Annotated in this window: 27 protein-coding genes; 5 read left to right on the top strand and 22 right to left on the bottom strand. The window is 41.5% G+C overall.

Annotation, left to right across the window (positions count from 1 at the left end):
• Window positions 1-14 precede the first annotated feature (14 nt).
• On the top strand, window positions 15-1,577 hold the full coding sequence (locus IQ283_RS14235) for a SagB family peptide dehydrogenase (protein ID WP_194220796.1): 1,563 nt from the start codon (window positions 15-17) through the stop codon (window positions 1,575-1,577).
• 183 nt (window positions 1,578-1,760) lie between these two features.
• On the opposite strand, the gene IQ283_RS14230 is transcribed toward IQ283_RS14235, so the two are convergent.
• The 11 genes from IQ283_RS14230 to IQ283_RS14180 form a co-directional block, all read right to left on the bottom strand.
• Window positions 1,761-3,149 (bottom strand): MATE family efflux transporter, encoded by a 1,389-nt coding sequence (locus tag IQ283_RS14230; RefSeq protein WP_194220795.1) that lies wholly within the window; start codon window positions 3,147-3,149, stop codon window positions 1,761-1,763.
• 132 nt (window positions 3,150-3,281) lie between these two features.
• Complete coding sequence (locus tag IQ283_RS14225) at window positions 3,282-4,055, bottom strand: ABC transporter ATP-binding protein (protein ID WP_194220794.1); 774 nt, start codon at window positions 4,053-4,055, stop codon at window positions 3,282-3,284.
• Window positions 4,052-4,867 carry an ABC transporter ATP-binding protein gene (locus tag IQ283_RS14220; RefSeq protein ID WP_194220793.1) on the bottom strand — a complete coding sequence of 272 codons (816 nt, stop codon included), beginning with the start codon at window positions 4,865-4,867 and terminating at the stop codon, window positions 4,052-4,054. The genes IQ283_RS14225 and IQ283_RS14220 overlap by 4 nt, the downstream gene beginning before the upstream one ends.
• Complete coding sequence (nikC, locus tag IQ283_RS14215; protein ID WP_194220792.1) at window positions 4,860-5,711, bottom strand: nickel transporter permease; 852 nt, start codon at window positions 5,709-5,711, stop codon at window positions 4,860-4,862. Before nikC ends, IQ283_RS14220 begins: the two co-directional genes overlap by 8 nt.
• Window positions 5,708-6,661, bottom strand: coding sequence for a nickel ABC transporter permease (nikB, locus tag IQ283_RS14210; RefSeq protein WP_242057350.1), 954 nt, complete (start codon window positions 6,659-6,661; stop codon window positions 5,708-5,710). Before nikB ends, nikC begins: the two co-directional genes overlap by 4 nt.
• Before the next feature lie 75 nt (window positions 6,662-6,736).
• Window positions 6,737-8,272: a nickel ABC transporter substrate-binding protein gene (gene nikA, locus IQ283_RS14205; protein ID WP_194220791.1), complete on the bottom strand. Its 1,536-nt coding sequence runs from the start codon at window positions 8,270-8,272 to the stop codon at window positions 6,737-6,739.
• A gap of 225 nt (window positions 8,273-8,497) precedes the next feature.
• Window positions 8,498-9,376: a DMT family transporter gene (locus IQ283_RS14200; protein ID WP_194220790.1), complete on the bottom strand. Its 879-nt coding sequence runs from the start codon at window positions 9,374-9,376 to the stop codon at window positions 8,498-8,500.
• Window positions 9,373-10,617: an opine metallophore biosynthesis dehydrogenase gene (locus IQ283_RS14195; protein ID WP_194220789.1), complete on the bottom strand. Its 1,245-nt coding sequence runs from the start codon at window positions 10,615-10,617 to the stop codon at window positions 9,373-9,375. The genes IQ283_RS14200 and IQ283_RS14195 overlap by 4 nt, the downstream gene beginning before the upstream one ends.
• The gene (locus tag IQ283_RS14190; protein WP_194220788.1) at window positions 10,614-11,420 is read right to left on the bottom strand and encodes a nicotianamine synthase family protein; all 807 of its coding nucleotides are present in this window, start codon (window positions 11,418-11,420) and stop codon (window positions 10,614-10,616) included. The genes IQ283_RS14195 and IQ283_RS14190 overlap by 4 nt, the downstream gene beginning before the upstream one ends.
• Before the next feature lie 529 nt (window positions 11,421-11,949).
• Window positions 11,950-12,192, bottom strand: coding sequence for a hypothetical protein (locus IQ283_RS14185; protein WP_194220787.1), 243 nt, complete (start codon window positions 12,190-12,192; stop codon window positions 11,950-11,952).
• A gap of 53 nt (window positions 12,193-12,245) precedes the next feature.
• The gene (locus tag IQ283_RS14180; RefSeq protein ID WP_194220786.1) at window positions 12,246-12,878 is read right to left on the bottom strand and encodes an HNH endonuclease family protein; all 633 of its coding nucleotides are present in this window, start codon (window positions 12,876-12,878) and stop codon (window positions 12,246-12,248) included.
• A 488-nt stretch (window positions 12,879-13,366) separates the two neighbouring features.
• On the opposite strand from IQ283_RS14180, the gene IQ283_RS14175 reads away from it, so the two are divergent.
• Both IQ283_RS14175 and IQ283_RS14170 read left to right on the top strand, forming a co-directional pair.
• On the top strand, window positions 13,367-13,951 hold the full coding sequence (locus tag IQ283_RS14175; RefSeq protein ID WP_194220785.1) for a helix-turn-helix domain-containing protein: 585 nt from the start codon (window positions 13,367-13,369) through the stop codon (window positions 13,949-13,951).
• A gap of 173 nt (window positions 13,952-14,124) precedes the next feature.
• A complete protein-coding gene (locus tag IQ283_RS14170; protein WP_194222236.1) occupies window positions 14,125-14,208 on the top strand; it encodes a YjcZ family sporulation protein in 84 nt (27 codons plus the stop codon).
• A gap of 201 nt (window positions 14,209-14,409) precedes the next feature.
• Here the strand turns inward: IQ283_RS14170 and IQ283_RS14165 are convergent, their stop codons facing one another.
• From IQ283_RS14165 to IQ283_RS14120, 10 genes are all read right to left on the bottom strand, one after another.
• Window positions 14,410-14,664, bottom strand: coding sequence for a hypothetical protein (locus IQ283_RS14165; RefSeq protein WP_194220784.1), 255 nt, complete (start codon window positions 14,662-14,664; stop codon window positions 14,410-14,412).
• Between the two features lie 104 nt (window positions 14,665-14,768).
• Window positions 14,769-15,023, bottom strand: coding sequence for a hypothetical protein (locus IQ283_RS14160; RefSeq protein WP_194220783.1), 255 nt, complete (start codon window positions 15,021-15,023; stop codon window positions 14,769-14,771).
• Window positions 15,024-15,037: 14 nt separating this feature from the next.
• The gene (locus IQ283_RS14155) at window positions 15,038-16,759 is read right to left on the bottom strand and encodes a hypothetical protein (RefSeq protein WP_206759469.1); all 1,722 of its coding nucleotides are present in this window, start codon (window positions 16,757-16,759) and stop codon (window positions 15,038-15,040) included.
• 265 nt (window positions 16,760-17,024) lie between these two features.
• Window positions 17,025-17,510 carry an immunity protein YezG family protein gene (locus tag IQ283_RS14150; protein WP_194220781.1) on the bottom strand — a complete coding sequence of 162 codons (486 nt, stop codon included), beginning with the start codon at window positions 17,508-17,510 and terminating at the stop codon, window positions 17,025-17,027.
• A complete protein-coding gene (locus IQ283_RS24175; protein WP_242057349.1) occupies window positions 17,511-19,238 on the bottom strand; it encodes a DNA/RNA non-specific endonuclease in 1,728 nt (575 codons plus the stop codon). It abuts the gene before it with no gap.
• Window positions 19,239-19,445: 207 nt separating this feature from the next.
• Window positions 19,446-19,946 (bottom strand): ankyrin repeat domain-containing protein, encoded by a 501-nt coding sequence (locus IQ283_RS14140; RefSeq protein WP_194220780.1) that lies wholly within the window; start codon window positions 19,944-19,946, stop codon window positions 19,446-19,448.
• 17 nt (window positions 19,947-19,963) lie between these two features.
• Complete coding sequence (locus tag IQ283_RS24170; RefSeq protein WP_242057348.1) at window positions 19,964-21,694, bottom strand: AHH domain-containing protein; 1,731 nt, start codon at window positions 21,692-21,694, stop codon at window positions 19,964-19,966.
• Window positions 21,691-22,005: a hypothetical protein gene (locus IQ283_RS14130; protein ID WP_194220779.1), complete on the bottom strand. Its 315-nt coding sequence runs from the start codon at window positions 22,003-22,005 to the stop codon at window positions 21,691-21,693. Before IQ283_RS14130 ends, IQ283_RS24170 begins: the two co-directional genes overlap by 4 nt.
• A gap of 367 nt (window positions 22,006-22,372) precedes the next feature.
• On the bottom strand, window positions 22,373-22,969 hold the full coding sequence (locus tag IQ283_RS14125; protein WP_194220778.1) for a flavin reductase family protein: 597 nt from the start codon (window positions 22,967-22,969) through the stop codon (window positions 22,373-22,375).
• Window positions 22,970-22,993: 24 nt separating this feature from the next.
• Window positions 22,994-23,584, bottom strand: a complete 591-nt coding sequence (locus IQ283_RS14120) for a hypothetical protein (RefSeq protein ID WP_194220777.1) — start codon at window positions 23,582-23,584, stop codon at window positions 22,994-22,996.
• 360 nt (window positions 23,585-23,944) lie between these two features.
• On the opposite strand from IQ283_RS14120, the gene IQ283_RS14115 reads away from it, so the two are divergent.
• Both IQ283_RS14115 and IQ283_RS14110 read left to right on the top strand, forming a co-directional pair.
• A complete protein-coding gene (locus tag IQ283_RS14115; protein ID WP_194220776.1) occupies window positions 23,945-24,373 on the top strand; it encodes an SRPBCC family protein in 429 nt (142 codons plus the stop codon).
• Entirely contained in the window at window positions 24,373-24,699 is a 327-nt protein-coding gene (locus IQ283_RS14110) for an ArsR/SmtB family transcription factor (protein WP_194220775.1), read from the top strand. Before IQ283_RS14115 ends, IQ283_RS14110 begins: the two co-directional genes overlap by 1 nt.
• Window positions 24,700-24,896: 197 nt before the next feature.
• Here the strand turns inward: IQ283_RS14110 and IQ283_RS14105 are convergent, their stop codons facing one another.
• Window positions 24,897-25,835, bottom strand: coding sequence for a DNA/RNA non-specific endonuclease (locus tag IQ283_RS14105; RefSeq protein ID WP_194220774.1), 939 nt, complete (start codon window positions 25,833-25,835; stop codon window positions 24,897-24,899).
• Between the last annotated feature and the right edge of the window lie 135 nt (window positions 25,836-25,970).

Below are 25,970 nucleotides of genomic sequence, written 5' to 3'. Positions count from 1 at the left end.
CGAGGAGGTTAGTGATGGATCTTGATTTGTTCTTACATCAACTGCATTTCCGAAATGACCTTGTGACGCCACCGAACTGGGAAGTGGATTGGGATGATGCTCCCCTTCCATTTAAGATTTATCGTCATTTGCCGGAATACGCTCTTGCTCACGATGTTCCATTCGCTATTCAAGAATCATCGTTTTACCCAACGCCCGATCTGAAAACAATCGGTTATTTTCTCTGGTATGTTTATGGGCTGTCTCAGATTAGTCAGACAGCTTTTCCATCTGATAAGGGTGGCGAATCAACGGAAACGATGCAATCATTCCGCCGCTTCCCCCCATCAGGAGGCGGCTTATATCCAAGTGAACTGTATCTATATCTTAAACTAGATGAACTACCGAACGGGATTTACCATTATGATGTTGCTCATCATCGTCTTCTTTTGTTACGTAAAGGTTATTTTGATTCTTACTTAAACAGCGCACTAGGAAGTAGCTCTCACCTTTCAAGCTGTTTTGGGGCCGTCATCATCACGACGATGTTTTGGAAGAACTTTTTTAAATACAACAACTTTTCCTATCGTCTTCAAGGATTGGATGCGGGGGCACTTATTGGTCAGCTATTGGAGGTTAGTAAATGTTTCTCCTTTTCATCAGAAGTCAATTTTCAATTTCTAGATTCAGCGATCAATCATTTACTGGGGCTAGAAGAACTGGAGGAAAGTACTTACGCGGTCATTCCGCTATCAGAGCATAATATTGTGCATGAAGAGACGCCTGGAGAATGCTCAGCAGCAGAGTTGGTTAAAGAAATTCCTAAAATCAAAACAACGCATTACCAACGTTCTCAAAACGTCTTACCGTTTCCTGAAATCGCACAGGTTCATCATGCCACGCTTCTTGAATCTACCAGGTTGATACGGGGGCTTAAAAAAAGCGAAGAGAACTTCGAAAACAAATCAAAGATTGCTTTGCCTAAAGCAAAAGAGATAACCAAAGATTTAGCTCACGTTTGTCAGAATCGCTATTCACCAGAAATGGATTTTAACGGACAAAGAATCGATCAGATTCAGCTAGCTTCCCTTTTGAAGGAAAGCACCGATTCCTATCGGTACGCTAACGATTTAGATAAGGAAGAAAACCAATTGTCACGCGTCTCTCTTTACGGGTGCTTTTATCAAGTAGATGGCATACCGAACGGGGCTTATCGGTATGACCCTACTTCACATTCCCTTTTAACCATTAAAGAGGGTGACTTTCGTTTAGACCTCCAAGCCGGAATGTCCCTTCATAACGTTAATCTGCATCAAGTTCCAATCTGCCTTCATATTGTCGGAGATCGCACGTATCACAAAGCAGACCTTGGCTACAGAGGCTACCGCATACAACATATGGAAGCGGGGATGCTTCTTCAGCGAATATTGTTATCAGCCAGCGCACTTGGCATGAACGGTCATCCCCTGCTTGGTTTTGATATCAATGGTTGTGATGACATTTATGAACTGGAAGCTGCACAGAAAACGACGATTATTCAAATTCCTGTGGGGTTTCATCGTGCTAAAAGTTGGTTAGTTGGGGGGATGCATGGTTGAGATGGAGGGGTCAGGTACGTGTCTGACCCCTTCTTTCCTCTACTGTTGATGCATCTCATAACGGAAGAGAGGGCTACTGATTGAATCAGTAGCCCTCTCTTTTACTTTTCAAAAAACCTTTCACAGTGATGAGCGCTTACTCCAAGATCTATAAAAATGCCCCCATTCTAAACTAACCCAGAATCAGGTCTTCATGGACATCAGCGACCGAGACATGGAACCTGCTCCTTCGTGCTTGAAGCTTTTCTTCCCTAGCTTTGGAATATACAGTGATAAAAACAATGACCTACCGAAACTGAAAAGAATGAAGCTTAACCAAATTCCCGAGTTTCCTAGGATGGGAACAGTCAGCCAGATTGCTGGCAGGAACAGAAGCAAGGCCAGAAGGATCGAATCTCGTATTGGTTCTGCTTGAGTGGCGCCTGAGAATATCCCTTCCAGCTGCAGTCCCCAAAATCCGAGAATAGGAAAGAGGACCATCCAGATGAGTTGATCTTGGGCAGCTGCCCGCACTGCTTCTATCGTTGTAAAGAGAGAAACGGTTTCCTGACCCCATAACACCATAACGAGGGAGAGAAAAGCGGCAGATCCCAATCCCCATTGTGCTGATAAGTGAAAAGCGCGGGTGTACAGCAGTCGGTTTCCACTTCCAATCGACCTTCCGACTAGGATGCTGGACGCATTTGCGAAACCTCCGAACAAGTAAGCCATCATATAATGAATTTGCAAGAGGATCGCATTGCCAGCTAAGATAACTTCGCCCATACTTGCTCCTTTTGAAGTGAATAGGATCGTCATCGCCAAGAGGCAGATTGTACGCAAGAACAAGTCTCGGTTCACTTTGAACATTTTTTGAAGTGGTTCAAGTTCGGTCAACATCCTCAACCGAATTTCCTTAAGGCCTGGCTTGATTGATCGATAGATAACTACGGCGCCGAACAATACCGCTGTGACTTCAGAGATCAATGTTGCGTAAGCCACCCCTGTGACGCCCATTTCAAGTCCAAGCACAAAGATGAAATCCAAAAAAATATTCAGGACATTCATCACCACCTGTGTGGCGAGTGCAAGCCGGACTTTTCCCATTCCTATGAGCCAACCAATCATCACATAGCTTAATAGAATGAAAGGTGCTCCCCAGATTCGGATGGTAAAATAGGACGCGGCAATTCCTGAAACGTCTTCACTTCCACCGATCAGCATTAAAGAGATATGCAAGATTGGCTCCTGCAAAAAGAGAAAAAGCAAACCGAACAGGATAGCGATGATCGTGGGTCTGAAAAAGGTTAATAGGATCTCCCTTTCATCCTTAAGCCCTTCTGCCTGCGACGTAAACCCGCTGGTGCTAACTCTCAAAAATCCAAGGAGCCAGTACATCGTATTAAAGATAACGGCCCCGATTGCGACTCCCCCAATGGAAATCGGATCAGGCATTCGGCCGACAACAGCCGTGTCCACCGCCCCAAGAAGCGGAGTCGAGATCCCTGATATGACGAGGGGGATTGCTAAACGCAGATACTCTTTATGGCTGCATGCTTTCTTGATTTCTAAAGATGTTGCTTCTGGATACATACTATTCTCCTTCTATAACTTCCTAGTAAAAAGGGGGATCTTTCGATTCTCGACGGAAGGCGCATCCTCACCCCGATTAAAAGGAATGAGTACATCTTCCACACAAACCGCATCATAGTGAAAAATACAACATCAATCCAGGGAAGCTGCGGCAATCAGTGCCTTTGTATAAGGATCTCTTTCTCGCTCATACATATCCTCTAATATGAACTGATCCACCATGCCCCCTTCTTTTAGGACGATGATTCTTTCGCATAGGAAGGTTACCGCTCTTATATCGTGCGAGATGAATAAGATCGTGATGTTCAATTGTTTTTGCAACGCTTTTAGGAGAGTAAGTATTTGCACTTGCATCGTTACATCCAGGCTGGCAGTTGGTTCATCGCAGATGAGGAGCGAAGGTTGGAGACTGATCGCCCTTGCGATACTCACCCTTTGCTTCTGACCTCCGCTTAGCTCATCGGGATATCGTTCAGCCAGGCTACTGTCCAAACCCACCAACCCCAAAAGTTCCCCTGCGATTTCTTTATCTGAAAGGCCATCTCCTTGTATAAAAGACGGCGTGAATTCTTTATAATTCTTCAGAGGTTCCAGTAGGCTTTTCCAGATTGGAAGTTTTGGATTTAAAGCACTGGCAGCGTCCTGGAAGATCATCTGGACATTCTTGCGGTACGCTCGTAAAGGAGCACGTTTCTTAGGTACGATCGGACTTCCTTGAAACGTAATCATCCCCTCCTTAAAGGTTTCCAGGCCGACTAAAATTCTGGCTAATGTACTTTTCCCACTTCCGCTCTCTCCAACGATCCCAAAAGACCCCCCTTGATCCACAGAAAAAGAAAGCTGGTTCAGTGCTTGCAGGTTTTTAGAATAATCTTTTGATAGATTTTCTACTCGCAAAGTATTCATAGGGAATTCGCCCTTTCGCTGGTCGATGGCTGTCGTTCACCGGGGAGTGACAATAAGCAAGAGCAGAGTTTTTTCGTGTACGGATGTTGATGGTCGCAACGGATTCGTTCTGAGGATCCCTCTTCTACAATAACTCCCTCGTACATGACATGAATCCTGTCTGACCACTTATAGGCTTTTGCGAGATCATGGGTAATCATCAGAACGGCACAGTCCGTTTCTCTGCGTACTTTATCGATATAACTTAGTACTTTTTCTCCATTCATTAAATCCAATGCGGTCGTGATTTCATCACAAATGAGAAGACTCGGCTTAATGGCTAGTGTCATCGAGATGGCTGCACGCTGCACTTGTCCCCCGCTCAATTGAAATGGATAGCTTTTAAACACCCGTTCACTGTCCAGGCCGGTTTCTTCCAAAACAAGGAGAGCTGCTTCTTTCGCTGCTTTTTTGGAAATGCGTTGATGAGTGCGGATCGTTTCGATCATTTGTTTTCCGATTTTGATATAGGGAGTAAAGCTTCCACGATAGTCTTGAAAGATCAGACTGATGTCTCTTCCAAGCAATTGGCGACGTTCTTTTTCCTTCATCTGCAACAAGTCCCGTCCCTTATATAAAATCTGTCCTGTCACTTTCATCTCCTCAGGTAAAAGACCTAATATGGCTTTAGCGGTCAAACTTTTTCCACTGCCGCTTTCGCCGATTAGTGCAGCAATTTGTCCTTGATCTACTTCCATATCGATGCCTTTGATTAAAGGATTTCCTCTGCTTTCAACGGTCAAGTTTTTAATAACGATTAGACTTTCACTCAATTTCTGCCCCCCCTCTACGAATATCAAAATGATTCTTCAGCCCATCACCTAAGAGGTTGAAACAAAGAACTGTTAGCATGATCGCTAACCCTGGATAGACCATCAACAAAGGATTGACCTGGAAATAGGCTCTGCCGTCATTAAGCATGGCTCCCCATTCTGGAATAGGTGGCTGTGCGCCCAATCCGATATAGGAAAAGGAGGAAACGAGTAGAATCACCTTTCCAACATCAATGGCTGCCATGACAATGATATCTGGAATGACCTGAGGCAAGATGTGCATACGAATCGTTTTTAAGGCAGTTGAGTGCGATGTTTGCGAAACAAGAACGTATTCCTTCTCTTTTTCCGTTAAGACAAGCCCACGAACAACTCGCGCATACACAATCCACCTAACAAGAACGATCGCAATGAGGAGGTTTGTAAGATTTGGTCCAAGAATGCCGGCAATGGCAATGGCCAAGATGAAATCAGGAAACGATAAGATCCCATCTACTATTCTCATGAGAATGGCATCCACTTTCCCTCCAACATACCCAGAAAGAAGACCAACCGGCACGCCTATCACAATAGCCGCGACGATTGCTACAGTGCCTAATCCAATCGTTAATTTGGCACCATATACAATTCTGGCAAGAATATCCCTACCAAGCTGATCTGTACCGAGCCAATGCGCAGATGAGGAACTTTGGAGCCTATTCCCCATATCGACAAGAAAAGGATCATGTGGCACAAGCCATCCACCAATCAGCATCACACCTACGATGAATAAGGCGAGCAGTAGGCCAAGGACGAGATTGATCTTCCGTACATTCAGCGGTGCTTGAATAGCGGCTGTTTTCATGACACCGACTCCTCCCCATTGTTAATTTGAGGGTTGATCATCATGTACATAAAATCCACCACCAGGTTTGATAGGACAACAAGAAAGCCAATGATCAGAATATACCCTTGAATAACAGGGTAATCCCGCTGCATAACCGCGCTCACGATTAATTCACCCATCCCTGGCCAGGAGAAGAGAATCTCAATAACTGTCACACCTCCGAGGAGGCTGCCAATACTTAACCCAAACATGGTAACGAGTGGGATTAGGCTTCCCCTTAAAGCATGTGAAAAAATGATTCTTTTTTTTCGTAAACCCCGTGCTTTTGCAGCCTCGATATAAGGGCTTTGCAGTGTAGCGATTAAACGCTCACGTAAAAGCCTAATATACATTGGAGCCATCGCAACCCCAAGCGTGACAGAAGGCAGAATAAAGTGTGCGAGCGTCCCCTTTCCCATGACAGGTAGAAGATTCCATTGCAAGGAGAAGACATAAATCAACATTAATCCAAGCCAAAAGCTAGGGATAGAAGCTCCCGTCAAAGCGGTCCACCTGCTCAGATAATCGGGCCATCGCCCTTCATACACAGCTCCCAGTATCCCCATCGGCACAGCTATGATAAAGAGCACCACCAAACCGCCAATGGATAAAGAAAGAGTTGCGGGTAGCTTATCCAGGATCATGTCCAGAACGGGCCTTTTGGAAATTAACGATTCCCCAAGGTCTAGTTGAAGAACCCCCAAGACCCATTTTCCATATTGCTCAAGAATCGGCCGATCAAATTCGTATGCTTTCATTAAGTTTTCTTCATCGGTTTTCGTTGCGGCAATATCGTCCACATTCAACATCGTTCTGATCGGGTCTCCTGGGGTAATCTTCATTAATAAAAAGGTTATAAAAGAGAGAAACAGAACCATAATAACCAATTGAAGCATTCTGGATCCGATCATCAACAGTAATTTTTTCACATTGCTCACCTTCTAACTAATGGATGAGCTTTTCCAAGAAACGTGAAAGCATCAAAAGACGCTTCCACTCTGCTTCTATTCAACATCCATTTCATTTGTAATCAAATAATATTCTTCTGATCCCGGCTTCCAATTTTTCACGCGTTGGTTTACCCCGACGATAATATGGGGATGAAGAATGAAAGATTGCGAAATCTCTTCTTGTATCTTTTCAACTGCTTTTTTCTGCAACTCGATTCGTTTCTCTTGATCTGCTTCCTTGTTAAGCTGCTTCGTGATGTTATTGACTTCAGGGATATTAATTTGACCAGGGTTCAAAGAACCATCAGGCAGATAAGCGACATTGAGAAAGTAACCACCGTCTCCACGAGGCGCTGTTAAGTTGGAATAGGTAACAATGTCCCACTCTTGTTGCTGCTCCCACAGGTAACTGTCAATATTTTCAACTGTCACGACGTTAACCTTAATACCAAGATTTGCTGCCTCGGACTGAAAGTATTGAGCCATCATTGGGAGTTCAGGTCTACCTTCATAAGTAGCTAAAGTCAATTCGAGGGGCTTTCCATCCTTCTCCAGGTTTCCATCCTCATTTTTCTCATAGCCTGCCTCGTTTAATAACTTCTCAGCTTTCGAAGGATCATAAGATGTAGGATCTTTCTCGCTCGCAAATTCGAAGTCTGGGTTAAATGGTCCGTTAGCTGCTGTAGCGTGGCCATTCATGATTTCCTCAACAGCGACCGGACGGTTTACTAACAGATCCAAGGCTTGTCGGACTTTCACATCCTGCAGTTCAGGTTTGGCTGAATTATAGAGAAAGAAATGTACTCTTAAACTAGCAACCGATTCAACACGCAGTTCATTATGACTCTCAATCGGTTCCAATGATTCTGGAGGCAAGTGGTACGAGATATCCGCTTCTCCGGATTGAAGCGCTAGCGCCCGTACATTGGCGTCGGAATTGAACTTGATACTGATATGATCCACGTTGGCCTCTCCATCCCAATACTTTGGATACTTCTTCAATTTGATTTCTTCTTCTGAGGAAAAGCTCTCCACTTGAAAAGCCCCTGTAGCAATTGGCTTTTCACCGATATTATCCGCATCTGCTTTAATGATCGATGCATTCGTGTGAACGAGTTCCGATAAAAACGCAGGATACTCCTCTGTTGTTTTAAAAGTGATTTGCTGGCCATCCGCTTCCATCTTGTCGATCTTCAAAGCGGGAGCTAAGGCTTCATTCACTTCAATGGCACGTTCAAAGGAGGCTTTAACCGCTTCCCCATCCACTGGTGAACCGTCATGAAACCTCACTCCTTCTTTTAGAGTAAACACCCAGGTCGTTTCGTCCTTCTGCTCCCAGGATTCAGCAAGCCACGGCTTAATCGCAAGATCATCATCAAGTTTTACAAGCGTTTCAGCGATTCCAGCTCGCACCCCCATCCAATCTTGGTGAGGATCAATGGTTTTCGAGGCAAAGCTGAATAAAATCGTTAATGATTTATCTTTTGAGGTTGATTGGTTTTTCTCTGTTCCTGCCTCATCTGTGCAACCTGTGATTATGATTAATAACAGGATCAGCAGGAGTCCCGCTATGGTTTTCTTATTTTTCATCATTGTTCTCTCCTCTAGTATTAAATTGTTAAAAAGTTTCTTATGTACCAATCGACACAATTCATTGAACACCCCCACAAAACAAAATCATTACGATTTAAATTCCGAAAAAACTATAATCCATAACACGAGACGTCGTTCCATTAAATCGAAATAATTACTATTTACAATGGATGACTTATACTCATCGGATAACCTCACGTCAATAACTTTTTATCCCTTTAACTACTTTTTCCATACCGGTACGAAAGATATTTTCGACTTTTGGACTGGCTGTTTTTTTCGAGAGAGCAAGATGCATGAAGTAACGATAAGCATCCCTCCAGTTACAGTGAGTAGATCAGGTACCTCTGCCCAAAAAAGAAAACCCCACAGTATGTTAAACACGATCCCTATGTAACGAGCGATTTCAACAACAACAACACTTTCATGTGTAAAAGCCTTCGTTAAGAACACCTGGCCGAGCAGTGATACAACCCCAATTCCGACTAGAATAGACAATTCTGTAGGCGAAGGAAGCACAAAATTGTTCCACATTAGTGGAATGGTAATAAGGGTACCAGTGGCCAAAAAATAAAATACGATTTCAAATGAATGATGCGCTTTGCTTAGAAAACGAATGCTCACAGCAGCAGCTCCTGCAAAAAGAGCACTTGCCACACCAACAAGAGCAAAAAGCGAGTACGCCGAGTACGCTCCTGGCTTCGTTAACAATACAATTCCAACAAGAACGAGAGGCAGTATCAGTATAACTCGCTTAGAAACTCGTTCTTTTAAGAACAGATAGGAAAAGAACACAGCAAAGAAAGGAGAGAGATGTGCGAGAATGCTTGCATCCGCGAGTGGAATTTTTGAAATCGTATAGAAGTATGCTAGTAAATACAGTGCTCCAAAGATGCCGCGCAACATTAGAAATGGAATCCCTTTCCTCGAGAAACGAACCTTGCTTCTCTTCATGAAGAAATAGATGAGTAACGTTCCTATGAAACTTCTAAAAAAGACGATCTCTGAAGTTGGCACGGTGTCACTTACACTTTTGACGAGCACATTCATCATACTGAAAATCAATGAAGATAGAATGGCAAGAATAACTCCATTTCTCATACCTTCACCCTTTGCTCACTTCTCATTCCTGTTATCCGCTCACCTTTCAAATACTGCCATTCGTGAGCTTTCCGTTCGAATAATTGAATCAATCGGACTATTTCCGGCATACTGATACCTTTCTCTACTCCCATGCGGTGCATTTGCTTTAAATTCTTATAGTCTTCGAACGGGATCCTAGGCACGCGCCATTCTCCGGATTCTGTTCTCGAAATTTGCTTATACGGTACCTTAGAGAAGTCGAAGTATGCACCGTTTTTATTAGGTTTTGAAAAGGGGTCGATCAAGATGGAAGCGTAACGAATGTACAGTAAGTACTCCTGCTTAACAGATTCAACTTCACAGAACCTATCTAAATCAGACCGTGACAGCGACTCATCATGCACAGGGTAGTTATCGTCGTTAAGAAATTGAAGTAAATTAATTGGATTTCCACCTAGCTCCACGACGAGAGCTGAAATCTCCTTCCACAGCTTCACCATCATTCTGATTGTTTCTTGCGTGATTGGCCCTTCCGGATAAAGCTTGTATAGGGATTTCAAGGATTTTTTCTCAGAAAAGATTTCGTTTAATGAGAAGGGATTAATAAAGAACGGAGGATGGACGTACGTGGTGATGTTCCGACATTCCACATCAATCGCGTTTTCCTTCACGACTGTCTCAATACCAGCTTCCGCTAATAACTTCTCTACAAGGCGAAGATCACGCCCCGTTTTTTTGTTTGTAGCAAGGTAAATTCGCTTCTTCACCGCCTTCGTGAACGAAACGAGGTTACCGTCAGGGACGAATTTAGTAGCAGCGAAATAAGTAGAAAGACTAATCAACTCAATACTCCTACCTGAGTCGTGAACCAAATTACTAACGAGTTCGTTCGATCCAACTACGGGTGACAATAAAATAATCGTCTTAAGTTGTATTAATTTTTCTATCCGAAGAGCCTGAAGAACGTCATGATAACTGTAGCTTGGAACGCATAAGATTATCACGTCAAATCGATCCTCAACGGTTGCAAACCCATCATAAAAACGCGTAATCTTGACCTTACCAGAAAGAGAAGGTCGATTTGGTGCAATGGCTGTAATCACATTTTCAGATTTCTCGAGCTGGTTCTTTACTTCCCGCGAATAAGAACTATTATGATTTACTAGTGACACTTCTCCCTCCCAGCTCTTCGAAACAGCAACGGCTGTTTGAATTGCTGCAGGACCTGCACCGACAATCAATGTATGTTGTATACTCATGTCATCACCTTGCTCTTTTTCTCAAGTACGAGTGTTTCGTAAATGCTGTCACTTTTCTCATGAGGGACAGTACGCTGTAGCCAATTACCTGTGATGATCTCATCGATTGGATAATTAAAAATCGATTTCAAACCGTTTCCAAATCTGACGATTACCTTTGTCCCTTCCCACACCTTCTCCTTAAGTACGTCGATCACTTCAAGTTTATCTTTCACAAGAGAAGCAATAAAGACATGAGTGATAGTCTCAAATTCATGTTGTGCGGTAATATCACCATGAAGAAACGCAATCTGTTTTTCGAGCCCCGATGCACGTGCCACTTCCCTGGACAACTCAATGGCTTCATGATCGATGTCCAAGCAAATCACATTAGCACCAGTTTCTTTCGCAATCGTTAAGGCTGTTGTTGGAAATGCTCCAGATCCAATAAACAGCACGTTTGATTCACTATGTATGCCGAAGTTGTGGTATTCATCCCTAACAGACTGCGCCAAAGACGACACGTATTGTCCAACTGGGAGTCCAACCTGCTGAGCTCGAATGGACTGGTATTTCTCCACGTCACATAGAGCGTTGACCGATGTTTCACGCAGCTGCTGTGAAAGCTCCTGAACCTCCTCTAATTCGCTCCACTGGTTCCATTTCACAATGTTCTCTTTCCGATTGATGAACGCACATAAATCATCCAATTTGCTTTTCAAAAGATCGTAGCATCCATCGAATTCCTGTGCATATCGAGCGAGTTCCGCAATCTCCACTTCGATTACTTTCAACGAACAAAGGAGTTCATATTTTTCTTTCAAGAAAGTCACCTCACTTTTTACTTTATAAATCGAAACGATTTCGATTTATAAAGTAAAGTATAGGCAAAACCTTTCGATGTGTAAATCAGTTTTTACATCATTGCATATAATTGAGCCATTAGTCCTCTTACGGTGTCAAACAATGAATGAACCGCACATACAGAGAGAAGCTTTATTTAACAACAACAGAGAGTTTTCCAGGAAACCACAAACCTGATAACATGGACTATATACCTAAGGGATCATTGACTAAAGAAAAAAGCATTCAGGAAGGACTTTCTCAACCACAATATCAATATATAACAAAAGGGAGAGCTAAAAAATCCATCATTAGCTCTCCCTTCTATTTTCCAATACATCATTTCATAACCTTCTCGAGATGATGATCAAATTTCAACCATCCCTTTCCCCAACACTTAATGCACCAACGGGCTCGGTGTTCCTGGGGACATAGGGGCAGGGCACCATAGCCGTCGCATGTTGCTTGTCCATGGTGCATGGTTGCATGGTGCCTGTCACTTGTCGAATTTTAAGAGCGCTCAAGCACCGATACGAGCAAACGGTGAATGACTTCATGGTCACGCACATCGTGTAAGCGGTATTCTTTCCCAGGGAGCGTGTACCACTCCTCTGCTCCTACATACGTGATGCGAAGCGTGAGACCGCCTTTCTCATCACAGGAAGTCACCAGTTCAAGCTCCCCGCTAATCACACCTACTTCTTCGGTCATAACACCGTGAGTTGCAGTGAAAATGGACGACTTTTGTTTCATTTGAGCGCACCTCCTCAGCTTGTCGAAACGATCAAACTATCAACTAACCCGAATTAATAACTACACGTATTCAGCATGCTTTGAAGAGCCGATTTCTCTGAAGACTGAAGGCTTAAATCATAGTCATACTTCGTATTGATCCACCACTTTGCATACCCGCAGTGAGCACTGTAACGCGTTGGCTTCCAAGTAGACGGATCCTGGTCACCCTTGGAGCGGTTGCTGCTTGCCGTTACTGCAATAAGATGCGGACCATCAAGGTCATTCGCGTAATCCTCTCGCTTTTGTGTGCTCCAACTACTTGCTCCTGAACGCCACGCCTCTGCCAACGGAACCATATGGTCGATATCTAAATCAGACGGGTCATACACTTGCACGCCATCAAAGTAGCTGTACCATTTACCAGACGTTACAGGACAGTCACCGCTGTAATAATCAGCATCCCTCTGCAGCACCAATTGACGCGTGTCACAGCCATTCCCCTGTCCAATCCAGTGTGAGAATTTATCACGTGAGTATCCGGACATAGAATCTTCAGACTGTACAGTCAAGGAATCCAATTGAGATTGAGCGGCAGACTTTGACGGTGTTCCAGGAGGGATCGCAAGAGCCGACGGAAGACCAAATTGATATCCACTAAACAACAGAACCAACGTAAAAACAACTAAAATCGATTTCTTTAACATAGTAATGCCTCCTACTTTTTTGATTATTTATGTCCTAACACCTTCATTCAGGCGAAAGAGAACGTAATAGTCTTTTAAGTCAAAAAGAGAACTGAGACATAACAAAGCGTAGTAACCTCTTTTATCAAGCAGTATGTTTCTTTTATGTATCAGCGCGCCTTAAATCTAGCATAATTTTCAAACAATGTTCTACCGTTCAAAGACATATAATCAAAGTTGGTTCATATGAGCTAGTGAGCGTTCTCTTATTTTTAAGTAGATGTTCCCAACAATTTTTACAAGCTTCATAAAAAGCGTGACCTTTGGATGATATGAAAAAATCAGTGCGAATCACCCACGATAAAATGACCTAAACTATTAGGACCAAATTAGACCTTTTTTCAATCTCGAATCGTCACCATGTTTCTTTATAAAAAAACTCTACGGAACGTTTGTTGTTACTGAGCTTATTAGCTTATAAGATAGAAGCGTAGTAGGAGGAGAATACGATGAACAATAGTAAAGTGGGAGAACTAATTTATAGTTTGAGGAAGGAAAAACGCCTTACTCAGAAGCAATTAGCCGATCTAATGAACATTTCTGATCGAACCGTTTCAAAGTGGGAGCGAGGTTATGGCTATCCAGATATTTCGCTATTACCACAGTTATCTGAACTGTTAGGAGTTAACATTGAAAGTATCTTAGATGGTGATTTAGCGTCAAATGATTTTGTAGGAGGAAATATGAAAAAATCAAATTACTTTGTATGTGAATTATGTCAAAATATCGCTTTAGCAACTGGAGATATTTCCATATCTTGCTGCGGAAGAAAATTAGATCGATTAGAAGCAAAGAAAGCAACAACTGAAAACCAACTTAACATCATGGATATTGACAATGAATGGTATATTTCTAGCAAACATCCGATGTCTAAAAATCACTATATCTCCTTTATTGCTTTTGCAACCGGAGATCAAGTTCGAATTATGAAGCAATATCCGGAATGGAATTTACAAGCACGTCTTCCTAAAAGCAAGCATGGCAAATTATTGTGGTATGATACGAAATTCGGATTGTATTATCAGCTGATATGAGCTTTTTGTGAACCGGAACTAAAGAGGGGGTCCGGCACGTACCTGACCCCCGATACATTAAACCACTAAAGACTATTTTCACTACTTGTCCTCACTCCTTTCAAACGATTGCATATTCTATTAATGAGAGTGATCCATTACCTCTTAACTTGAAAATCACAGGAGTGATAACTATGTCTGGATACAATAACAGCTTCGCCCTAATTGTTGTCTTGTTCGTTCTATTGATCATCGTCGGCGTTGCTTTTGTAAACTGATAATACCAATGAAGGAGAATCGCCGGGACGGTTCTGGTGATTCCACCTCATAAATAAAAGAAGCATTCATTATTGGAAAAATGAATGCTTCTTTTAACGTTTTTCGAAATATTGCATCATGAGAACCATCCTAGCAATGCTAAGAGACAAGGAACCTGTCCCTATGTCTGTTCACCCATGATAAAAGACTACAGTGTGTGCTTAGTTACTTTGTATTTTATGTTGGCTTAAAACTATTTCATAAAAGAAATCAAATGCTTCACTTTCGTTATCCATTTCTTTCATTACGAAGTGCCCACCACGCTCTCTTGTTTCAAAAACCTTCCATTTCCCTTGATTATATACACAACCTAATACGAGTGGTTCATCTGTTATTGCATCCAGAACCATCAAGTATTCATCTCCTATATTTAGTTTCTCATCTTTGTATCTTTGTAAGAATTCTTGTTTTGTCATAATTCCTCCTCTTTTATATCTTTCTTCAGCAAGACGGCTATTTCGAAAAAGAAAAAAGTCGGCATTTAGCCGACCAATAGTTGCTTATAATTGTGCATGTGATTTCAATTTTTACGCCAGTCATTTAAAGTTAATACTAGCTCATAAAAATAATTAAACGCCTCTTCTTCAGTATCTTTTTCTTTAATTACGTAGTGGCCACCTCGCTCTTTTGTTTGATAAATTTTCCACACCCCTTGATCGTATGCACATCCCACTACAAGTGGTTCATCTGTGATACTATCAAGTACCATCATATACTCTGCACCAATAGTTAGGTTTTCATCCTTATATCTTTTTAAGAACTCTTGTTTCGTCATAAATTGTACTCCTCCTAATATTCAGGTATAACTCCGATCTTTTCTAGAATTTCACCACTCAGTGGTGTTACAATTTGTTCGGCTCCACCATCCATTAATTCCTCTCCTGTAAAACGACTCCTCCATGGAGCAGCAGTTCCTTTCAATCCATAAGTAGTGTCAACCTTCCCAAGTACTTCCTTTAGATCCTCTTGGTATTCTTTATAGACTGAAGTTAACAAGTCAAAATCAACCTCTGAAAATGGCTTTTTCCCATTAGCTACGACAATACGATTCAGATCTTCAAGATTATCACTTTTAATTGCATCAATAGCATCAAAATAGGATTCATTATCAAAGTTTCCTACGTGCCTTGCTTCAGGGTTTTCTAGATATGGTATAGCACGTTGATTGTAAGTATACGGACCACCATTATCAGGTAAAGTAGTAAAATTCACTCCACCTTTTCCACCAATTCGATCCCATCTTTCGGGTAAAGGGTTATTTCTAGTAATCGTCTGAATTGAACCTTCTTCAAATCCCATGTTCTCTGGCCAATCCATCAACATTCGACCATTCTTACCAAATCCGTCAGGTTCCAAATACTTCGTATCAGAGACGACTGTAACATCGCCTTTTACTTCTAATCTATCATACGCTTCATGAATCTTCGCTAATTTTTCTTCATTCGTTAAGTCACTTCGTTTACCAATGTCATTGATGTGGTCAAAATATTCTCCAGGACTCTTGAAAGTTATACCTGAATCTTTACTCCCTACAATCCTACTAATCGAATCATCCATTTCTCTTCGTACAACGGTAGAGTTTACGACATTACTCGGTACAGATCCATTCGCCCCAACAGCCACCCTATTCGGATTCCCAGCAACCTGCATGCCACCTTTAACGTCCTGAACAAATTCTCCCATGCCACGCTTGATACCTTCAAAGGCGTTATGCTTTTTCACGATGGCTGCGACGTCTACTTTGCTGCTTCCAGCTACCTTGCTTAAGTTGGCGTTCGGGATCTTTCCAGCGACTTTGGCGAGGGTGGATGATTTCCCTGCCATGCCGATATATGGGATAAAGGCTGTAGAGACATTCCCTGCGACATAAGCTACTCCTTCATCTTCATAGGTATCGGAGAAGGATTGTGTGATTGATTCAGCGACACCCATTGGATCCTTGATCGCCTGCATGGCGGCGGCTTTATAGCCTTCGACTCGTTTATCCGCTGCTTCCTTTAGAAAATCGGGTTCTACGGAATCGGGAAGTTGATGGGAGGTGTACACGATCCCAGCGTCACTGGCTACCGTGACGATGCCTTTTCCGATCTCATATAAACCGAGAACGAGTCCTTTTCCAAAGCCATAAATGTCAGAGGAAAGGTCTTCCACACCGTCCCAAACGCCTTCAAAAAGACCCGTGTAGGACATTTTTAAGTTCTGAGCTTTTCCGTAATAGTCGTCATCCGTATTCTCAAACGGCTTTACCTTCGTATTGTAAATGCCCCAAAGGTCGTCCATTTTTTGTTGGAGGACGCTTTCTGACCGATTGATTTCACGCCGAATTTGATTCAAGTTGGCTTCATTGCTTCGGCTTTTTTCGATTTCACTTTCGGTTGGTTCGTCGAAGAGCGAGAAGGTGTTATAAGGGACTCGGCTGGCGACGCGCGATGCTTTTCCGACATTCCCAGATATCCCACGTTCGATTTGTTGCAGATTAAACCAGATATCATTTCGATCCACTTGCATCATCGCTTGTCTTGCTAATGGCGTGATGTAGGCATTTGTATCAGTTACATAGGATTCGAATAAGGTTAGGAGATCCTGGATTTGTTCTTGATAAGCTCGCGGAATCGCCGGGACGGTTCTGGTGATTCCACCTCATAAATAAAAGGAGCATTCATTATTGGAATAATGAATGCTTCTTTATTTCGAAGTATTGCAACATAGGAACCAACTCGGTAATGTTGCAGGGACAAGGAATCTGTCATATGTTCCTCAATAACTCTAAAAGAGATTATTTTTGTGTACTAATATATTCTCTAATTAGTTTCACATCACTTTCTCTCTTTGCATCAGGGGAAATTCCTAACTTTTTATACTTCCATATAATTAATCTCTCATAATGATTATAATTATTTTCTTCCTCTAATAAAGTATAATCAAATTCAACATCGAACTTACCAGTAGAATATAACTCAAATGTTAAATTAGTCCAAGGTTCCTGCTTATTTCTTTTGAATTCTTCCCATAATTCTCTAAAGATACTGCCAAGTAGATTTAATTGATGATCAATCTCATCTTCATCAATCCCTTCCATATCTTCAATATCTAAACTGTATATCAGTTCCTGCTTATTTTTTGGATAGTAAAAAAATACTGTCGAATCACTATATTCATCAACTTCTGAATATACCATCACTTTTTCCCATGGCTCTGGAATAGTATTATTTAACTGCACAGCTACTTTTTGATAAATTTCTTGCAAGTTCTCTGTATTCATTTACTTTCCTCCATATACATTTTTTAATCTAGCATTAAATTTTTCTCCATCAATTCTATATTTTATGTTAAAGCTAACAGGCCTTATAGAATCTCCTTCATATACGGGTTTAATATCAACTATAACTTCCCGCTTATCTCTTAATGCTTTTGCCCAAGCAGATTCCAATTTTTTATAAGCACCTACATTAACATTACCATTCATTGAAACTATATTATCGATAAGTGGAGATCCATTAAATTGCGTACCGATTAAATGTCCACCATGATCTCCTTGAGTACTAGGAGCTTTAATTCGGTCTATCCCCCCAGCAGCTAACTGATGTTTTGTATCACGTACACCCATTTCCAACTTTAGTTCTCCTGAAGCTTTCTTAATTCTCCCCAAATCGTCTGTTTGATATTGATATCCATTCGTTTCATATTTAACATTAGGTTTTAATTTAAATTCATTTAAAAAATGACTACCTAATGCATACCCACTATTAACTCTTTTACTATTCTTACCCTTCCCTCCATAAACCCGATCAATCTCAGTCTTAATCCGAGAAACCGGATCATTCCACACATTATAAGGAGCGCCACCTCTAGAAGCTCCCCCTGCACCTGCTCCAGCTAACGCCGGTTGAGCACCCTTCCCTTCAACCTTAACATTCTTCGCGGCATCCGCAACGTCGTCAATCGTTTTTGCGGTTGTTCCAATTTTGCCGAGACCTTTGTCTCCTATTGCTCCAATTCCTAATGATGTTAGACCGTAAGTAATGAATGCCGTTCGGCTTTCGGCGTCGCCGTTCACAAAGTCTCGATCCCAGGCTTCTTTAAATCCTTGCCACATGTATTTCGGTACATCCAACACCTTTTGAACGTTGCCTTTTGGATCACCAAAGATGTTCTTATAGAAGTTTATCGTTTCTAAGCTTTTAAATAGTAATTCAGGGAGATCTTCTTTATCACGATATACAGCAAGGTTCGGTCCAAATGCTTTTTCAGCTAACGCTTCAAGCTCCTTAAACCCATCAATCGCATCCTCTACGGCATTCCCGCTTCCAACCTGCACACCTTTTACCACATCACCTAAAAAGCTCCGTGCCGTATTCCGCGCTTCATCAACCTTCTGCCGCGTCTCACCCCACCAGCGATCCACATAGCTTGAGTACCTGACCACACTATGAGACACATCCTGGCGAACATCGTCTAGATAAGCCGTCGTTTTCGATAAAGGATCGAGGACGACACTTTCATACGTTTGCTTCATCCTACTCTGAATCACCTGTGGGTTTAAGGCATATTGCATATCTGGAAACACTTCTCCAAATACACCACCGTATGAAGCATTCAGTGGATTTTTTCCAAAAAGACGTTCACTCCAGCTTAATGCTTCTCCCGTGATAGGATCATAATTCTGAAACAGCTTGTTTAAACCACTGAATTTTAATGCCATAAGGCCGTACTTAGCAGAAAGCGATCGATCTTCATCCATCAGTTTTCTTTCTGTTAGTTTCACTGCCGCCTGTAGGTCATGGAGCTTGTCCCGGTATTTGCGCATTTCATATTGCAACTCCGCTTGAAGGGCATCAATTTTACCGGTGTTCGCGCCCGTGATGTTCATTAGAAGAGATTGATAGTTCAATTTAAAATCGCTAATCGCTTCATCTGCTTTTCGCTCGGCATCCTGGATGCCGCTTGCAAGCTGATCTAATTGTTCTGGTTTTATCGTTATTCTCGTCACTTCAAGCCCTCCGCTTTCTGAAGAAGTCGGTCGATTTCTTCGTTAATCGCAGAGGTCAGTTCCTCATGAACCACATACACACTTTGAGAGGCTTGTTCGAGTTCTCCGATAAGCATATCTTCGCATCGAGTTTAAGTTAATAATCCATAACAAAAAGAGCGCTATATAATTGAATAGCACTCCCTTTTCTAAAAACATTTCAACTTATTAATTCAACTTACTCCTTAAATATTCTGCGATTTCTATTTGTCCTCTTTCCACAGCAAAGGCATGGGCATCCATATTTTCCATGTTGTCACCAGAGTATTTTATAGAAATATCGAAATTATTGTTAACCAATAACTTCACAACATCTAAATGACCTCCATATATCGCAGCAAATAAAGGGTTTCTATCCGGCTCGCTAATATCAAACTCTATATTTTTGTTAATAAGATATTCAGCAATCTTTAAATTCCCTTTTGCCGCAGCTCTTTCGAGGGCATTTGTAGAGAAAGTCCCTCCCTGTATATTAATATCCATGCCAACATCTATAAGATATCGAATTATTTCTAAATTTCCATGTGCAGCAGCTATATGCAACCATGAGCCAAAAGGAGTTATCCATGTTAACATTTCTGGTTCTTTCTCAAGCAAATCTTTTACCGAATTTAATTGGTCACGCTTAACAGCAGTCCTTATTTCTTTCGCAGTTTGTGTCTTATCCATATTAATTCCTCCTCCTTTTACTTTCTAGTTGCAGCTTGTTTTCCTAAGTCCTCTAAAATTTCAATAATATCATCTATATCTGCACCAGCCTCATCTACTGCTCTCAATTGGTTTACCACATGTTCTAATGCATCAATATTGTGTTGTCCACTAATCCTATTTGGTGCCCAAGCTAAGTTTTCTTTACCGATTATCGGATCTATTCCATACTTCCTTAATATTAGTTGTCCTTCTTGGACGAGTTTTTGCTGAGAGTCACCCAAACCTTTTTTAAATAATATATGGTGAGCATGTGGATTTACCATATTTACAGGTGGATCACCTATTAGTCCTCTAAGGTACTTACCAAAATCTATTTTTAATAAAGCTTCATCATACTTAGAAGCAATACCTAATCTTGTCATTTCTTCTCTAATCTCCGAAAGTTCCTCTACACTAAAAACATTATTTTGAATACTATTTTTAAGCTTATTCAGTTTAGTAGCATCGACCTTACCAGATACGACTATTTCGTCAAGATAATCATTTACTGTAAGTGCTTTATTTTTACTACCCTTCCCACCATAAACCCGATCAATCTCAGTCTTAATCCGCGAAACCGGATCATTCAACACATTATAAGGTGGGCCACCTTTAGAAGCCGCCCCAGCACTCACTCCTGCTAATGCCGGCTGAGAACCATTTCCTTCAATCTTAACACGTTTGGCTGCATCACTGACTTTATCAATCGTCTTCGCGGCTGTTCCAACTTTACTGAGACCTTTATCTCCTAACAATCCTATACCGATAGTGGTCAGCCCATAGGTGAAAAATTCTGTTCGACTGGACGCATCTCCGTTTACGACATCTCGATCCCAGGCTTTTTTAACACCCTGCCACATGTATTTCGGCACATCGACTACTTTTTGAAAACTGCCTTTTGGATCTTCATAAACGCTTTTAGATAAGCTTATCAGTTTAGGCACATCTTTCGTTACGCTATACACAGGATTTAAACGACGGATTGTTTCAAGGAACCCTTCATGAAAAATCCCTTCAAATGTATCCTTTACTGCATTCCCACTTCCATCCAGCACACCTTCTACAACATCACCCATAAAATCCCACGTTGTATTACTTACTTCATCAACCTTCTGTTGCGTCTCTCCCCACCAGCGATCCACATAGTTTGAGTACCTGACCACACTATGCGACACATCCTGGCGGACATCGTCTAGATAAGTCGTCGTTTTTGATAAAGGATCGAGCACGACACTTTCATACGTTTGCTTCATCCTACTCTGAATCACCTTTGGGTTTAAGGCATATTGCAGGTCTGGAAACATCTCTCCAAATGCACCACCGTATGAAGCATTCAGTGGATTTTTTCCAAAAAGACGTTCACTCCAGCTTAATGCTTCTCCCGTGATAGGATCATTATTCTGAAACAACTTGTTTAAACCACTAAATTTTAATGCCATAAGACCAAACTTTGCCGAAAGCGAGTGATCTTCTTCTGTCAGTTTTCTCTCGGTTAATTTCACTGCCGCCTGTAGGTCATGGAGCTTGTCCCGGTATTTGCGCATTTCATATTGCAACTCCGCTTGAAGGGCATCAATTTTACCGGTGTTCGCGCCCGTGATGTTCATTAGAAGAGATTGATAGTTCCATTTAAAATCGCTAATCGCTTCATCTGCTTTTCGCTCGGCATCCTGGATGCCGCTTGCTAGCTGGTCTAATTGTTCTGGTTTAATTGCTATTCTCGTCACTTCAAGCCCTCCGCTTTCTGAAGAAGTCGGTCTATTTCTTCGTTAATCGCAGAGGTCAGTTCCTCATGAACCGCATACAAACTTTGAGAGGCTTGTTCGAGTTCTCCAATAAGCGATTCATAAGCTTCACGTGCCTCTCCAACCCAATTCGACGAGTAAGCCGAATGATGGTGATCAAAGACTCGTTTACTATCATCGATATCAAATCTAGCTTCCCTTACCTTTCCTAGATACGCTTCCAACGCCTCGGCTTCTGCCCGATACTTCGTACGCTCTAAATAACGTTTAAATTCTTCTAGTTCGTTTAGCACCGCAACCTCCTTTTCGACCAAACCTCGTTTCACCACAAATGAAGTCTATGTGTACGTCTAGTTAGGTATAGCCGCTGTATTGTCGAGCAGGAAATGATCGCTCTCATATCTTCCATTAATTTCTAAACCTAGAATACCCTCTCTTCCCCCTCCTTTTCTATGTCTTTCGACGCATTCAACGAAAATAGTCCTTTTCTCATGAGAGAAAAGGACTATTTCTGCGAATCTCGTATGCTTTTCACAACTGTATCTATTCATTCCGTTCTCCACTCACATGATTCATACCGCTCCGAATTCCATAATCTAATCAAGGACTCCCAGAGTGATGCAAATTAGAAAGCATGTGATGAAAGCACCTTTGTTTACCTCACCTCGGTAACATAAAAAACTCCTTACTCTCACTATAGTTTCCAGCAAGCCGTCCGAGTGGTGAAAGCTTTTCGAGATCGACTTTATAGTCACCTAAATACGTATCATCTTGTATATGATAGTGCGTCATTTCCCCAAGAACAAGGGCATTAGATCCAAGCGGAATAATTTGATGGAGCTTGCATTCCATATGAATCGCCGCTTCTTTCACCCGCTTCGGTTGCACCGTCTTACTATCGATCGGTGTTAACCCAGCATGCTCAAATTCATCGACTTCCGCAGGTACGTTCTCTGCACTTTTTTGCATTTCGTTTCCAAGAGAGCTCGACACCACATTGATGACAAACTCTTTTTGAGTCCGGATATTTGCGAGCGTATCCTTCTCCATACCCTCACGCTCACCTGATCCCTGACCGATAGATATTGCGAGAATGACAGGTTTTGTGGAAGCAACGGTAAAGAAACTAAATGGTGCTAAGTTATGAACGCCGTCTTCAGACACGGTTGATACCCAGGCAATCGGCCTTGGAACAACGGAGCCAGTTAGTAGTTTGTAGATATCTTTTGTTTTTAGGTCGGAAGGGGTTAAATCCATTGGTTTCACTCCTCATATGATGACTTATGCACTATTTTCACTAAGCTCTTCTTCCTTGAATTTAATACTCTTCAACCATTTAATAAATGCATCTTCCTCATCGCATTCTGTTGTTGTTTCCAGACATTTTATCGAATAGGTAATAAAAATTCCGCCAGTTTCATTCGTATTTTGGACATATGCGCTATATCCGAAGAGATCATCATTAGTAAACTTCGCATAATAAGCTTCTCTACCCTCTTGCATTACTTTTTCAACATCTCGTTTCTCATCCATTTTTCCTTCTAAAACAGATAAACTTGTTTCGATGTCTTCTTTTCGTGGAAAACGAGCATACTCCATCGTAATTCCGATTTCATAATGAGTTTCTTCTATACCAATGATAAATTGTTCAGATCCCTTTTTCCCATAATAACCTTTTTCACCGATAAGACCTGAGTTCGGAAAATACATCTCAAATCGATCGATACCAGACTGAAATAAATAATAACCTTCCTCTACCTCTTTCGTAGATTTCAAGAAACTTCTAGTAAATTCATCCTGCATCGCTCGTGTGTCAGGTAAATCTTCCGCAGACACTTTTTCGGGATCCGTGATAGGTTGTTCATTTCCCATCTGACAACCTCCTGTAAAAAGAATCATGCATAAGAAAACGAACTTAACTATCGATTTCACAATGGAAACCTCCGATTCTGTTAAATCTTATAGAATAAAGAAAGGATGAAACTACTAGCACCCAATATATGTATCTCTCCTTATATGATACCTAAACATACTATACTAATAAATGACTGCTTGACTGAAAAGACCAAATTAAGTAATTTTTTTCTGTTACTTTTTTGATCAACTAACAAAGGTAGAAGAGGTTAATCGTATCTGCCCCACCTTATACTCACTACAAAACCACTTGATATATAACCAAATGGTGTTATAATCTACATGAAACCAAATGGTGTTATATCGAGGAGGATCCATATGAGTGAAACAAACAAAGTACCACAAATCAAAAAGCAAGTAACCTTTCAAGCGCCCATCGAAAAAGTTTGGAAAGCTGTTTCTTCTCAAGAAGGCATGGCAGAATGGTTTATGCCAAACGACTTTAAGGCTGTAGAAGGGCATGAGTTTGAGCTAGAAACCCCTTTTGAAACATCCCCTTGTAAAGTCTTAACGGTGAACCCACCAAAAGAACTCTCCTTCTCGTGGGGAAATCAGGGCTGGGTGATTCACTTTTTATTAGAAGAAGTAGAAGACAAGACGGAATTCACACTCATTCACGATGGCTGGGGTCATCCAGATGAAATCATGAAACCAACCGATAAGACGCAGCAAGACGCCCGCAATACGATGAACAACGGCTGGGAAAGCATCGTCAACGATCGATTGCGTAAGGTTGTAGAAGCCTAATGTCGGCAGCGCCTAAGCATGATGTTTATCAGGCAATCGCAGACTCCTCCAGAAGAGAAATGCTGATGCTACTTGCTAAAAACGACGCTTCCATTAAAGAAATTAGTAAGCATTTCTCAATTAGTCGGACCGCGATCGTCAAGCATTTGAATGTTTTATCAGATGCAAACTTGGTCAGTGATCGCAAAGTCGGCCGTAGCAAAATCTACTCCCTTCAACCCGAGCAGTTAGCAGAAGTAAGAGAATGGGTCTCCTATTTCGAGCAATTCTGGGATAATAAGCTTAGTATGCTGAGGCATATGGTAGAGGAGAATGTTAAAGAATAGCTTTTGGCCTCAAAAACGCCTTTCTTAATGGAGCAATCATTAAGAAAGGCGTTTTATGTTAGCAGGAATTATCGGGACGGTTCTATCGATCCATCTCTAAAATAAAAGGAGCATCAATTATACTAATAATTAATGCTCCTCTACCTTTTTTCGAAATATCGCATCATAAGAACCGTCCCGGCGAAGCGATTAGACTCTTATTCACCAACCATACCGTCGTTATCATTATCACGCATATAAGGATATAACCAATGATCACTCATGATCGGCATACTATAACCTGCTGCCTCTGCTTCTTTAATCGTCACTTGTCCATTACCGTTTGTATCAATACTAGAAATATCACCCTCTGTGTCTGAAGGAGTTGAATCGTCAGGCTCACTCTCAGTTAAGCCGAGCGATGCGTTAACTTCATCAGGGTTCACATTATCAAATGTATCAACGATCTCATTTCCGTTCAACGTATACGTGTACTCATAACTTGAAGGTATCTGCTTTTCTGTATCCGGATATGTGATAATGGCTTCGAAATCAGTAGCTTCACCTGCGCTACGGATCGCGTCTTCCATATAAGCTTGATCACCATGTCGGTTGAGTGTACTCTCTTGTGGGGTAATGTTATAAGCATTCGATACCCCTCCAAGAGAATCAGCAATGATATGTCCTTCATCTAAAACATCACTCTCGACGCCCGGAACCTTGGCCTCATCAGAATAGTATCTGCCAGACGATAATACAGGTTCGTTACGATCATCTTGTAGAATGATTTCGTCAGCAACGACACGTACGAGTTGTCCGTATTCATTCGTAAATGCCCAATATTCACGGTCACCGTAACCAATATCCACGACGACGTTAGGTTCTCGATGTCCAGACAAATCTCCACCATCAACTTCAATAAGTTCGTATCCTGCGAACTGTTCATCAACTGTTGGGTCTGGTGTTTCCTCTTCTACTGGTTCATCAACAACCGTAGTGTTCGTTTCTTCTTTTTCACTATTTTCATTTGTTTCAACTGTACTTACTTCTTGTGTATTTGTTTCTGCATCTTTATTGGATGCCTCTTCTAAATTGGTACAACCAACTATAAAAATGATCGTTAAAAGTAAGATGAAATAGTTCATTTTCGTTTTCATATTAGAACGCTCCTATAATAGGGAAATTTCGTAATGTTAAAAAAATCAAAAGAAAAAGTAAAACAGGATCCATATTTCTTCTACCACTTTTATTATCCATTACTTTGATAGTTTAATTTTACCACATTTATCAAC

Origin of the sequence: Pseudalkalibacillus hwajinpoensis, from assembly GCF_015234585.1 — a bacterium.
Classification (GTDB): Bacteria; Bacillota; Bacilli; order Bacillales; family Guptibacillaceae; genus Guptibacillus; species Guptibacillus hwajinpoensis_B.
This window is presented reverse-complemented; position numbering and strand designations above follow the sequence as displayed.